Source organism: Adhaeribacter terreus (genome assembly GCF_042657365.1).
GTDB lineage: Bacteria > Bacteroidota > Bacteroidia > Cytophagales > Hymenobacteraceae > Adhaeribacter_A > Adhaeribacter_A terreus.
The window spans coordinates 108,399-121,791 of the sequence record NZ_JBHSKT010000001.1 but is presented as its reverse complement, the minus strand read 5'-3'; the positions used below and the strand labels follow the sequence as shown (position 1 = coordinate 121,791).

Genomic DNA, 13,393 nt, shown 5'->3' with positions numbered 1-13,393 from the left:
AATGAGGCAGACTTTTTTGTTTTTAAGCAAGTAAACTTTCGATTAAGAAGATTAATCGCAAATTTTTTTTATCCATTCTGCGGCTTCTTTGTTTCCCTTTTCTCTAGCTTTTAGCATATCTGCACAGGCTCCAATTTTATCATTTAACTCATATTTAGTAAGCGCCCGATAATAGTAATAATGATTTGGAGCATTGCCTTCAGGCTTTAGTGAAATTGCTTTGTCATAATCATTTAGAGCACCAATAAAGTCCTTACTTGCTGCTTTAGTTTCTCCCCGATCCAAAAATATCGCACCAATACCTGATTTATCTTTTGTATCTGCTATTATTTTATCAAAATCTCGAATCGATCCCTCATAATCGCCTATTTTTCGTTTGGCATTACCACGATTTGCATAAGCCAAATGAAAATCAGGATTCAATTCAATTGCCTTATCAAAATCCTCTAACGCACCTTCGATATCACCACGGCCCATCCTAACTTTAGCGCGTTTTTCATAATCCTCAGCAGTGGTAGTACATGCCATAATAAAGAAAACAAGTAAACAAATAACTGTACTATTGATACACTCCATAGAAATTAAAAACTTATTTTTGAATCAGAATTTTCTAAAATCCAATTGTTGAAAAAGGCTTTCAAGTTATAAAGAACATATGAGAATCTCTCACGAAACCCACTGCCCGCTCATAAACACATCCAGGCAATACATTTGGGTAATTGCATTCAACACGTAAAAAATTACAAAAGCAGTATTCTTCACATAAACCGACCTGTGAAAAACAGCCAATATACCTGTATAATAAACAGATGCCAGGCTTAACCGCAGGAAAGTATTTAACCGGTCGTAGCTTTTAAAAAGGAGCCAGAAAACTTCAAGGCTGGCAAACAGATAAAAGAAATGCGCCGGTTTAAATTTATACCAGTCGGCAAAATGCTTGAATATCACGATGAAAAACGCTGTGGCAAATAAATAACGGTTCATACTCATAATGTTGCCGCCCTGGAAAAGTAAAATGGCAAAACCACCACCTATCAAATAAAACAGCGCTAATATCTCAAAGCCTTCATAATCATATTCCTGCCCTTTAAATTTATTCCAGATCAGCACGCTTAATCTGAAAGTGCATAGGAAGGAAATAAAGAGCCCTATACCATCAAGTAATAAAACGAGCCTTGTGCTATTTTCCCAAGAGCCCAAAGGAAAAGAAGGTATCCGGAAATAGTGATGCCAATAATCCCGGTGATATGTAAAAAAGCCAAAAGGCTCTCCTGTTTGATTATTTTGTATAAATACAATTATAGCCATAGCCATTGCAATAACCAGCAAACACAATAAAATCGTTCTGATAGAATAGAATCTATTTGCCGCTTGTTTTTTCAGCAAAATGGTAAGAATAATTGCCGGTAGCAGAACAGAAATAATAGTTCTTGTAAGGGTAAGGAAAAACAACCCTGTTAAAAGGTAAAGCAGGTTTTCTCTTTTAAAAGAATACAGTACAAGCACCGATAAGAGAAAAAACAATGCTTCGGTATAAGGCACGTAAAAAAACATAAAACCCGGAATAGAAAGCGCCAATAGAACCTCCCTTTTCTTTAGGCTGAGCAGGCCAGCCAGCCACACAAAACCGGCATAAAAGATCAGAATATTAAATAAGGTAATACCGTAAGCATTAAATCCGGATAATCGCCAGATTGCGGGAAGCAACGGGAAAAAGGCGACATTAATACCAAAATAACCTTTCTTACTGATCGCATGATAATGCTCAGCGTCCCAATTCAGTAATTCAGTTTCAACCAGTAGAATAGCCTTTCCTTGCAAAAGCCTCAGTGCAAGAAATATAACGCCGAGAAAAAGCAAATGTGCCAGGCAAAGCAGGATGGTATTTCTTAATACCTGCTTCGGCTGGCACAACCATTTATAAAAGATCAAATGTGGTTTTGTTTAGAAGTGAGCTAGCATTATTTATAAGGTATCCATCCGTTCCTGCGCGCCTTTCCAGGCAGTTCCCATTTTATGAAATATTTCCAGCACGGTATCAACTAGCTCTTCATCCAGCATCTTTTCCAGATCGCCATCGCCGGGAATATCCATTTCGGCAATTTTGTAGGTTTGTTCCATGCCGGCCTTTTCAAATTTCACCAGAAATTTATCGTTCCAGGCAAAAACCGAGATCCGTACTTCTTCGTGCGGTATATTAGCTACTAAACGCATAGTTTTTTCAGATTAAGAATTCAGAGTATGAGCAGCAAACTTAAAAAAAAGCCTTTTATAAAAAAGTATTCCGGCAAAAATATTACAAAAAACGCTATGTTTTTTGTATGCAAAAGTGCTTCGTTAGGGTTCGGAATGTCCGGAAGCAGGCAATTTTAACTTACGTGCATTTTCCGTTCCTGTTTCTGCCCGAAAATTGGTAACTTAGGCTTTCCAAAACGCTATTAATTTTCATGAAAAAACTCGTTTTAGCGGCTGCCTTGCTGTTACCGTTTTCAGCGCTGCAGGCCCAGCAAACCCTTACGCCAGAACTGCTCTGGCAATTTGGCCGCCTCGGTTCTTCCGAAGTTTCGCCCGATAAAAAGACCGTTCTTTACACGGTTACTTACTACGACCTGAAAGAGAACAAAGGCAACGCCGATATTTATACCATTCCGGTGGAAGGCGGCAAAGCCAAAAAACTGACCGATACCAAAACCAGCGAATTTAACGTAACCTGGCGCCCGGACGGTAAAAAGATCGCCTTCCTTTCTGCTGAAAGTGGTTCGGTACAATTATATGAAATGAACCCGGACGGAACCGATAAAAAGAAAATTTCGGACCTGAAAGATGGCATTGCCAATTTCAAATATGCCAAAGCCATGAACCACGTGCTGTTTACGCAGGATGTGAAGAACGGCAAGGAAGTGAAAGAAATTTACCCGGATCTGCCAAAAGCCGATGCCAGAATTATAGACGACCTGATGTACCGCCACTGGAACGAGTGGGACGATTTTAAAATAAGCCACGTTTTCTACGCGCCTTACAAAGATGGTTCGTTAAGCGGTACACCGAAAGATATTATGGCCGGCGAGCCTTTCGATGCGCCTTTACAGCCTTTTGGCGGTGCCGAACAATTAATGTTCAGCCCGGATGGCAATACCATTGCTTACACTTCTAAAAAAGTAACCGGAAAAGCTTATGCTGTTTCTACGAACTCCGATATTTACCTGTACGATATAAAAGGCGGAACGACGCGCAACCTTACCGAAGGCATGAATGGTTACGATACCGAGCCGGTTTACAGCCCTGACGGTAAAAAACTGGCCTGGCTGAGCATGGAAACCCCGGGCTTTGAATCGGACCGTAACCGCATTTTTGTTTACGATTTCGCCAGCAACAAGAAAGAAGAAATTACTGCGGGCACCGAGCAAACTGCGCACGGCATTAAGTGGAGCAACGACGGTAAAAAGATCTATTTCACCAGCACGTTGAAAGGTACCGAGCAGATTTTTATTGCCGATGTAAAAGACAAAACGGTAAAGCAATTCTCGAATGGCCAGTTTAACTACAACGGTTTCGAGATTGCCGGGCAGAATTTTATTGTGAACAAGACCAGCATGAGCCAGCCGGCTGAACTGGTTCTGGTGAGCATGAAAGATGCCAAAGAAACCCCACTTACCAACATCAACACCGAAATGCTGGGCAAAGTAAAACTGGGTAAAGTAGTATCGCGCACTGCCAAAACCACCGATGGCAAAGAGATGCTGAGCTGGATCATTTATCCGCCGGATTTCGACCCGAAAAAGAAATATCCTACGCTTCTATATTGCCAGGGCGGTCCGCAAAGTCCGGTTTCGCAGAGCTTCTCTTACCGTTGGAATTTCCAATTGATGGCCGCTAACGGTTACATTGTAGTTGCTCCAAATCGTCGTGGTTTACCAGGTTTCGGTATCGAATGGAACAACAGCATCAGCCAGGATTGGGGCGGTCAGCCGATTAAAGATTACCTCACAGCGATCGATGATATGGCGAAAGAGCCGTACGTGAACAAAGATAAACTGGGCGCGGTTGGTGCCAGCTATGGCGGTTATTCGGTTTACCAGTTAGCCGGTCTGCACAACAAACGTTTCAAAACTTTCATCGCACACTGCGGTCTATACAATTTAGATAGCTGGTACGGCTCTACAGAAGAATTATTCTTTGCTAAGCACGATATCGGCAACAGTTATTTCGATAAAAACCCAAGCAAGAGCTTCGAGCAATTCAGCCCGCATAAATTCGCTAAAAACTGGGACACTCCGATTTTAGTAATTCACGGCGAGAAAGATTTCCGGGTTCCGGTTAATCAAGGCATGGAAGCTTTCAGCGTAGCCCAATTACAGAACATCCCGAGCCGTTTCCTTTATTTCCCGGAAGAAGGCCACTGGGTAATGAAACCACAGAACAGTGTACTTTGGCAGCGCGTTTTCTTCGACTGGTTAGGTCGTAACCTGAAGGAAGAGAAAGCGGTGAATTAATTTGCTGATTTTTTAATATGCTGATTTGTAATGAATTTAGCGTTGGCAAAAGAAAGGCCCCGGAAATAATCTTCCGGGGCTTTTTGTTTTGGTAGCAAATTATTGCGTCATTCCGAGCAACGTCGAGGGAACTTTGGAGGCTGCGATTACCAACCACCCCCGAACCCCTCCTTGCTAAGGAGGGGAGCTTTTGGCTATTGCTTCTTATTGACTTTCTCTGCTTAGAGAGATAGCGTTTTACTTTCTATCTTAAAGGCAAAATTGAATTTCACTTGAATCCTGAATTCTGGCTACCAATAACTCCCCTCCTTAGCAAGGAGGGGCTCGGGGTGGTTGACGGCCATGAAAAACGAAAGAACCGATTAAAACTACAGTTTTTCCCGCTTCTACCCTACCATTTTTTACGCTTCATCAATGGCTATTCCCATAAGTTGCATCAGTTTGCTGGCATTAAAACTGCCGCAAATGCCTTTGGTGAGTTTGTAATCGAAAATGATCTTGTCGCCTTCTATTTTGCTGTTGAAGCTGTAGTTTTTAACCGCGCCGGGCATTTCATTTTCCAGGTTTCCGAGTTCCAGATCGTGGGTGGAAACCATGCCGCTGGCCTGGCGTTTGTGCAACTGTTTTACCAACGCTACTGCGCCTAAATGCCGGTCTTTGGAATTCGTGCCTTTCAGAATCTCGTCTAAAAAGTAAAAAACAGGTTCGGGTTTTTCGGTCAGTTCCAATAGCATTTTCAGGCGCTTCAGTTCAGCGTAAAACGAAGACGTGCTTTCGGCTAAATTATCTTCGGTGCGCATAGCCGTGAAAACCTGCATGGGGTAAGCTTTGAACTGTTTCGCACAAACTGCAGCACCGGAATAAGCCAAAACCATGTTCAGGCCAACGGTGCGCAGAAACGTACTTTTGCCGCTCATATTCGAACCCGTAATGATCAACGATCTTCCGGCGCCGGAAGTAGCGAAAGAATTGGTAACGCGTTCAGAAACAAAAATGAGCGGATGTCCGAGATCAGAAGCCTGTATTTCGAAAGGTAGGTCACTTATTTCAGGAACAGCATAAGCGGGATTAGCGAATTGAAAAGCAGCCAAACTGGCTAAACATTCCACTTCGGCTAACGTTAGCACGGCAGGTTCGAATAAAGCGGCGGAAGTTTTTTTCCAGTTATCCAGTCGCCAGAGCCAGAAAAAATCCCACATTAGCAGGCTGTTCACCAGCAAATTCAGGTACACGTTTTGCGTGGCGGAAAGGTAATCCAGAATACTGGCCAAGCGTTTTATAGAAGCCGAAGCCGGAATATTATTCAGGTAAAGTTTGCCGTGAAGTTGCTGGAGCTTTTCGCTTTTAAAGGAACAACTTTCTATGTGTTCCAGCGCAGAAACGTAGCCTGAAACTTCTTTGTGCAGGTCTTCCGATTTTTCCTGAATTTCATCTTTCGCTTGCTTGAACTTCGCGTGAAACATGTATTGCACAAAAGCCAAACCACCTGGTACATAGCCCGAAAGCTGATCGAGATACCACCATGCCAGTGCCGAAACGGTAACCAAAGGCAGCAAAAAAGTCAGGACTAAGAGCCATTTTCTTTCCGCAAAAAAACCGGGCTGTGCCAGCCAGTTCAGGAAATCGGGCAGGTGATCGGTTTTGCGCTTGTAGTGCCGGGCTTTGGCTTCGAGTTGCTGCCGCCACTCCAGATCGTTCAAAATTTCCTGCACCGCCGCCTGCCTAGTTAATATTTCAGGTTTTCCGGCAGCTTTCTGAAACCAGCTGGCCAGTAAATTTTTCCCGGAAACAGTTACAGCCCTGCTTACTAACGCAAATAACGAATGGCGACCGAAAACATCGAGGTCGGAAGTGTAAAAATGCTGATTGTCTTGGTAACGGGCACCATCATCGAAAGCACTTAAATTGCCTTGTAAACGCGTAATTTCTTCGGCATTGAGCTGGCTTAAAATGCGGTTATGCTCCTGGTTATATTGCAGCCGATTGTGAATTCTGATCAAAAATGCAAAGGCAAAATAGAAAACCAGCACTGCAATAAAACCGAACGTATTTTCACCGTTGTAAAAGAACCAGCCGGCCAAGGCCGCTCCGGCCAGAAAAATGCTCAGCCGCAGGATCGAAATCTGATTCGCTTTCCGGCGGAAGGTATTTTCGAGCAAAGCAAAATCGTGCTGCCGTTTTTGGAAGATCGGTTCCGGCGTTGGTTCAGAATGGTTCATGCACAAAGCTACTAAACGCTATGGTTTTGAGCTGAAAAAGTCGGGAAAATAAAAAACCTCACAGATCTCGGAGACCTGTGAGGTTTTGAAAAAAAATCCTGAAACCAGATACCTGCTTTCTTCTACTAATCAATCGTAGCAATGCATTTCAGCTCGATGCCAATTGGCGTTGGCAGGCAGTTAATTTCTACCGTGGTGCGGCAAGGCTGGTTATCTTTAAAATATTCGGCGTAAAGGCGGTTGTAGGTCTGAAAATCGTCTTTCATGTTCGTTAAGAACACGGTTACGTCCACCAGTTTATCCCAGCTGGAGCCGGCATCTTCCAGAATGTAGCGCACGTTGCGGAAAACCGAATGGCATTGCGCTTCGATGTCGTAAGAAAGAATTTTGCCGTTTTCATCTAATTCTACGCCGGGAATTTTTTTGGTGCCACGCTCACGCGGACCAACTCCGGAAAGGAATAAAAGATTACCTACCCGGCGCGCATGCGGGTATAAGCCAACCGGTTCCGGGGCTTTGGAGGAATTTAAAAGTTCTTTGTCTTCTGTTGCCATACTACAAATTTACTTTTTTTTGTTTATTTTAGGGCAAGAAAAGGTGACATTACCGGCATTTTGGTAACTCCTGCATTTTATCAGCATCATTCAGTTTTACTTTTAGCATGAAATTCCCTAGCGTTTTTATTTCTTCCGGCAAAGTTGCTTTGGTAATTACAGGCGTGCTGGCATTCTTTTTTTCAGTACCGGCACTGGCGCAGCAAGCTAAAAACGATCAAGTCTATTCGGCAGTAGAGCAGCCCGCACAACCAACCGGCGGTATAGAAGCCTTTTCCGAATATATTTCGCGTAACCTCACCTACCCTACCGTATCGCTGAAACAGAAAACGCAGGGCACCGTGGAAGTTACGTTTATTGTAGAAAAGAACGGTTCTATTTCAAACATCAACATTGAGAAAGGACTTGACGAGGCCTGCAACGAAGAAAGTCTGCGCCTGGTAAGAAACAGCCCCAAATGGCAGCCAGCCAAACACGACGGTAAAAACGTGCGCCAGCGCATTTCCATGCCGCTTATTTTCCGGATTCCGGATACAACTGCTACGGCCAAAAACACGGGTACCGGCAACCTGCCCGAGTATAACGAAAACCTGGATCTGAAACCGGTAACGCCGGAGCAACCGGCCCGGCCCGTGAATGGTACCGATGCCTTTTTTGCCTATATCCGGGAGCAACGACGGTACACTACCAAAGCCCGCAACAAACAGATTCAGGGCAAAGTGATGGTAGAATTTATAGTGGAAAAAGACGGCCGCCTTACCAATATTAAAGTTCTGAAATCGCTCGGAAGCGGCCTCGACGAAGAAGCGGTGCGCCTGATCGAAAATGGCCCGATGTGGCTCCCGGCTCTTTTCCAGGGGCAGCCGATCCGCCAGAAAATGATCTTACCGGTAATTTTTCAACTCTAAACTCTACCGTTTTTTAGCGGCATTTCACAACTCCGTCGCTTTTGCTAAAGTATAGCTAAATTCCTTTACCGGATGCGCTATGACTTTTGATTTCAATCATATTCCTGCCCTGGATAAAAATTCCGGCATTGCTCACGTTATTATAGATACCCCAAAAGGCAGCCGCAACAAGTTCAAATTCGACGAAGAGAAAGGCATTTTTAAACTGAAGCATATTTTGCCGGAAGGCATGATCTTTCCTTATGATTTCGGTTTTCTGCCCAATACTTTAACCGAAGACGGCGACCCAATGGATGTGCTGGTTTTACTGGATGCGCCCACATTTTCCGGCTGCCTGATAGAAACCCGTATAATCGGGGTTCTGGAAGCGCAGCAAACCGGAAAAGATGGGAAAACCCAACGCAACGACCGACTGATCGGCGTTTTTGCAGAATCGAAGCAACACGAACACTTCCGGGATTTACGCGACCTGCCCAAAGCTTTAATAAACGAGATCGGGCATTTTTTCAGGAGCTACAACCAAATGCGCGATATCGAATTTAAGATCCTGTCGCATGCAGGTGCAAAAAAAGCGCTTCTACTCATTCAGAAAGGCGAAAAAGCGCATAGAACGGGAAAATAAAATGGGCGATTCCTGATTGATTTTAAGGGCCGGGATATAACTCACGATTCAATTCTTACGCTGCAGATCTTACTTCGAACAGGAAGAGAAATGACAGAACCAGATTAATATATTCTATTATGGATATGTTTTTTTACTGGAAATGTGTATTTTGAGGCCTCAACACTACGCTAACGCTTTTGACAACGATGACCTATTTTTCTGCCGATTTCTTCAGGTTTTTCGAGCAGCTTTCCCAAAACAACAACCAGGAATGGTTCAACGATAACAAAAACCTCTACGAAGAAGCCGTAAAACGCCCTTTTAAAGAACTGGTGCAGGATGTAATGACCCGGATACGGGAGCAGCATGATCCGCAACTTTGTATTCCGGTTACCGACGCCGTTTTCCGCATTCATAAAGACATTCGCTTTTCGCGCGATAAAACTCCTTTTCATACCTACGTTTCCGCTAATATTTCGCACGCCGGTAAAAAATCGAAGGAATGCCCGGGCTTTTTCTTCCGTTTCGGTCACGATAAAATTACCATGGGCGGCGGCTCTTATGAGCTCGAAAAAGATAATTTAACGCGCGTGCGTCATCATATTGAAGATGAAATGGAACGCTTTAATGCCATTGTAGGAGATGGTAATTTTAAACAGAAATACGGCGAGCTGAAAGGCGACCGCAACAAAATAGTACCGAAAGAGCTGCGCGAACTTTACGAAGAACAACCTTTAATTGCCAATAAACAATTCTATTACGAAGCTGAAACCGACACCTCGCCGTTATTGAGCGACGAGCTACCGGAAATGCTGTTGGAATATTACTGCGCTGGCAAACCGCTGAACGATTTCCTGAAAGAAGCGATCCGGTAAGAGAATTGTTTATTGCTTATTGTTTATTGCTGATTGATTTATTTAGGAGTTTTTCAGCTGAAAAGCATAGCGTTTTTAACTTTCCTGATAAGCAAATCAATTTCATATTAATACAAAAAGCCGCCCCGAATTTCTTCCGGGCGGCTTTACTTTTTCAGGCTAAAACGTTACCGTTTTCTGGCTTAAAAGTCGAATTTAATGCCTTGCGCCAACGGTAATTCGCGGCCAAAGTTAATGGTATTGGTCTGGCGACGCATGTAAACTTTCCAGGCATCGGAACCCGATTCGCGGCCGCCGCCGGTTTCTTTTTCACCACCAAAAGCACCGCCAATTTCTGCGCCGGAAGTACCGATGTTTACGTTGGCAATACCACAGTCAGAACCCCAGTGGCTTAAGAAAGCTTCAGTTTCCAGCATATTGGTAGAGAAAATAGAAGAAGACAAACCTTGCTTCACACCGTTCTGAATTTCAATAGCATTTTCTACGCTGCCGCTGTATTTAATTAAGTACAGAATTGGCGCGAACGTTTCTTCCTGCACCAAATGGTATTCGTTTTTCGCTTCTACAATGGCCGGCGTAACGTAAGTACCAGATTCGTAGCCTTCACCTTCCAGCACTTCACCACCGATCAGCAGTTTTCCGCCTTCTTTCTGTACCGCATCCAGCGCATTGGTAAACATTTCAACCGCATCTTTATCGATCAGCGGGCCAACCAATGTTCCGTCGCTCAGTGGGTTACCGATCGGCAGGTTCGGGTAGATCTTCAGCAAACGGGCTTTTACATCGTTGTAAATAGAATCGTGAATGATCAGACGACGGGTTGAAGTACAACGCTGTCCGCAGGTACCAACGGCACCAAATACCACTGCGCGCAACGCCATTTCGATATCCGCATTTTCGGTCATGATGATCGCGTTATTGCCACCCAGTTCCAGTAAAGATTTGCCTAAACGGGCACCAACGGCTTCGCCAACTTTCTTGCCCATGCGCGTAGAACCAGTTGCCGAAACCAAAGGAACACGAACATCGTGCGCCATGGCCGAACCAATTTTCGCATCACCGATGATCACCGAGAAAATTCCTTCCGGCAATTCATTATCCGCTAAAACATCACGGATGATGTGCTGACAAGCCAAAGCGGTTAAAGGCGTTTTTTCTGATGGTTTCCATACCGTTACGTCGCCGCAAACGGCTGCCAGCATCGCGTTCCAGCTCCAAACCGCTACCGGGAAGTTGAAAGCGGAAATTACGCCTACAATGCCCAGCGGGTGATACTGATCGTACATGCGGTGCGAAGCGCGCTCTGAATGCATGGTAGAACCTTGTAACTGGCGCGAAAGACCAACCGCAAAATCGCAGATATCGATCATTTCCTGCACTTCGCCGAGGCCTTCCTGCAAAATTTTACCCATTTCGTAGCTTACCAGTTTACCCAGCGGCTCTTTAAATTCACGCAGTTTATTACCGATCTGGCGTACGATTTCACCGCGTTTCGGGGCCGGTACTGTGCGCCAAACTTTAAACGCTTCTTCCGCTTTCCGGATAACCGCATCGTAATCTTCTTCGGTAGCCATGCGCACGCTGGCAATTAAATTACCGTCGGCCGGCGAATAGATCTCGCGAACTTCTTTGTTGTTTTGTCCGCCCCAGTTTAAGCCGGTGCTGTACGCAGGATTTATTTCCTTAATACCCAGTTTCTCCAGCATTTCCGTTACGGCCGTAGCCATTGGTGCTGCATCTATGGTCTGTTTCATATTATTAAATGTTAGTTGCTGAATGTTGATGAATGTTGATGAATGTTGATGAATTAGTTTGAAAACGCTACACTTTTTAAGGCTAAAACCCTACCGTTTTCAAATTTCCGGACCTTCAAATTTTCAAGTGGTTCTAATGCAAATCTACATAAACAAAAAGGCTCCTGCAATTTGCAGAAGCCTTTTCAAATGCGGTTTTCTAATTATTAACGGCTCAGCGCATAAAACGCCTGGCGGCCATCCGGATAAATACCTCCGATCAGGATTCCACCTTTCCGGTCAGCTAATAATTTCTCTACATCTTTCGGAGTTTTCACATCCGTTTTATCGATCTGCAGAATAATAAAGCCGTCTTTCATACCGGTATCGCGGAATTTACTGCTTTTTACGTCTTCAATTTTTACGCCGCCTTCCAGTTCAAATTTATTCAGTTCCTGCTTGGTAAGCGGTTTGAATTTTGCGCCGTCTATTTCAATTTCTTTGCCCGGATCGTAACGTACAATTTCCGTATCGTTCATTTTATTCCGAAGCGTGGCATTTACAGTTTTCTCTTTGTTGTCGCGCAGGAAAGTTACTTTAATTTTATCGCCAGGGCGGTAACGGGCAACCTGTTCCTGTAACTGCGCCGAAGTGCTGATATCTACACCGTTAATTTTGGTGATCACGTCGCCTTCTTCCAGACCAGCTTCCGAAGCTGCTGAACCTTTATTCAGGCCCATGATATAAACACCGTTCAGCGTTTTGATCTTTTTCTCTGCGGCTAAAGTTGCATCAACTTCGCGAATACTTACACCCAGTAAAGCGCGCTGTACTTCGCCGTATTTCAGCAGGTCATCAACCACTTTGCTTACAATTGCCGATGGCACTGCGAAAGAATAACCTGAATAAGAACCGGTTTGAGTAGCAATAGCCGTATTAATTCCAACCAGATCACCGTTCAGGTTTACCAAAGCACCACCCGAGTTACCAGGGTTTACGGCCGCATCGGTCTGAATGAATGATTCGATGCCCATATTATCTTTACCGCGCAGAATATTGATGTTCCGGCCTTTAGCACTTACAATACCGGCCGTAACCGTAGAGTTCAGGTTAAACGGGTTACCAACAGCTAGTACCCATTCGCCTACCCGCACATTATCGGAATTTCCGTAGCGCAAAGCAGGTAAATTATCGGCATCTACTTTCAGCACGGCTAAGTCGGTGTTCGGATCGGCGCCAACCAGCGTAGCATCCAGTTCCCGTTTGTCGTCCATGATCACCTTGATCTTATCGGCTTTATCAATAACGTGGTTGTTCGTTACAATATAACCGTTCGAGGCAATGATCACGCCGGAGCCAGAACCCATAGCCGGGCCTTGCTGACGCTGATAACCGCCAAAGCTATCGCCAAAGAATTCCCGTAAAAAAGGATCCATGTTGCCATAGCTTTGCTGGCTCTGACGCAGCTTATATTCGGTAGTAATATGTACTACGGCTGGAGTAACGTTTTCTGCGGCATTCACAAAATTTAAACCTGCCGGAACCTCCACATTGCTGTTACGCATCATGCTGGTGTACCGCACGTTGTTGTTGGCAGTTTGTGCTACCGGTTGTTTTTCTTCTTCCAGGAGCTTGTAACCGCCAATAGCCATACCGCCGCCCATAGTAGCTGACAACATCAGGCCAAGGATGAATTTTCTTGCTTCCATTTTAACTGTTTTTTTTAATTGTGTAAGTAATTTTTTACTTATAGAATATAGTAAACGTTAAGGTTCTGTTTATTTATGATGTTTCTATAACGGAAAAAATTGCGGAAATGGTATATAGCCAATCCGGGTATCGAAACTTTCCTGTTTTCCGTTAAAAATAAGTTGCAAAAAGCCTGCCTTTTTAAGTAGTCTGGAAAATCTGACAGGCCGGACACCGACCCTTAACTACATCAGGATGAAACACCTATCTAAATTAACGCTAAACTTAGACACCATGTTCCGGAGAAGGTTTAATTTA

General features: G+C 44.2%; 11 protein-coding genes. 4 read left to right on the top strand and 7 right to left on the bottom strand.

Annotation, left to right across the window (positions count from 1 at the left end):
• Window positions 1-51: 51 nt before the first annotated feature.
• The 3 genes from ACFPIB_RS00605 to ACFPIB_RS00595 form a co-directional block, all read right to left on the bottom strand.
• Window positions 52-528: a tetratricopeptide repeat protein gene (locus tag ACFPIB_RS00605; RefSeq protein WP_378015471.1), complete on the bottom strand. Its 477-nt coding sequence runs from the start codon at window positions 526-528 to the stop codon at window positions 52-54.
• Between the two features lie 138 nt (window positions 529-666).
• Window positions 667-1,110 (bottom strand): hypothetical protein, encoded by a 444-nt coding sequence (locus ACFPIB_RS00600; RefSeq protein WP_378015470.1) that lies wholly within the window; start codon window positions 1,108-1,110, stop codon window positions 667-669.
• An 855-nt stretch (window positions 1,111-1,965) separates the two neighbouring features.
• Window positions 1,966-2,214: a hypothetical protein gene (locus ACFPIB_RS00595; protein WP_378015469.1), complete on the bottom strand. Its 249-nt coding sequence runs from the start codon at window positions 2,212-2,214 to the stop codon at window positions 1,966-1,968.
• 233 nt (window positions 2,215-2,447) lie between these two features.
• On the opposite strand from ACFPIB_RS00595, the gene dpp5 reads away from it, so the two are divergent.
• A complete protein-coding gene (gene dpp5, locus ACFPIB_RS00590; RefSeq protein ID WP_378015468.1) occupies window positions 2,448-4,493 on the top strand; it encodes a dipeptidyl-peptidase Dpp5 in 2,046 nt (681 codons plus the stop codon).
• Between the two features lie 401 nt (window positions 4,494-4,894).
• Here dpp5 and ACFPIB_RS00585 read toward each other — a convergent pair whose 3' ends face one another.
• Window positions 4,895-6,712 carry a MutS-related protein gene (locus ACFPIB_RS00585; protein WP_378015467.1) on the bottom strand — a complete coding sequence of 606 codons (1,818 nt, stop codon included), beginning with the start codon at window positions 6,710-6,712 and terminating at the stop codon, window positions 4,895-4,897.
• 125 nt (window positions 6,713-6,837) lie between these two features.
• Entirely contained in the window at window positions 6,838-7,266 is a 429-nt protein-coding gene (locus tag ACFPIB_RS00580; protein WP_378015466.1) for a RidA family protein, read from the bottom strand.
• A gap of 107 nt (window positions 7,267-7,373) precedes the next feature.
• Here ACFPIB_RS00580 and ACFPIB_RS00575 point away from each other — a divergent pair, with 107 nt between their 5' ends.
• From ACFPIB_RS00575 to ACFPIB_RS00565, 3 genes are all read left to right on the top strand, one after another.
• Window positions 7,374-8,174: a TonB family protein gene (locus tag ACFPIB_RS00575; RefSeq protein ID WP_378015465.1), complete on the top strand. Its 801-nt coding sequence runs from the start codon at window positions 7,374-7,376 to the stop codon at window positions 8,172-8,174.
• Between the two features lie 79 nt (window positions 8,175-8,253).
• Window positions 8,254-8,796: an inorganic diphosphatase gene (locus ACFPIB_RS00570; RefSeq protein WP_378015464.1), complete on the top strand. Its 543-nt coding sequence runs from the start codon at window positions 8,254-8,256 to the stop codon at window positions 8,794-8,796.
• Window positions 8,797-8,984: 188 nt separating this feature from the next.
• On the top strand, window positions 8,985-9,653 hold the full coding sequence (locus ACFPIB_RS00565) for a DUF2461 domain-containing protein (RefSeq protein WP_378015463.1): 669 nt from the start codon (window positions 8,985-8,987) through the stop codon (window positions 9,651-9,653).
• Between the two features lie 182 nt (window positions 9,654-9,835).
• Here ACFPIB_RS00565 and amaB read toward each other — a convergent pair whose 3' ends face one another.
• On the bottom strand, window positions 9,836-11,407 hold the full coding sequence (amaB, locus tag ACFPIB_RS00560) for an L-piperidine-6-carboxylate dehydrogenase (protein WP_378015462.1): 1,572 nt from the start codon (window positions 11,405-11,407) through the stop codon (window positions 9,836-9,838).
• A 206-nt stretch (window positions 11,408-11,613) separates the two neighbouring features.
• On the bottom strand, window positions 11,614-13,095 hold the full coding sequence (locus ACFPIB_RS00555; protein WP_378015461.1) for a Do family serine endopeptidase: 1,482 nt from the start codon (window positions 13,093-13,095) through the stop codon (window positions 11,614-11,616).
• Between the last annotated feature and the right edge of the window lie 298 nt (window positions 13,096-13,393).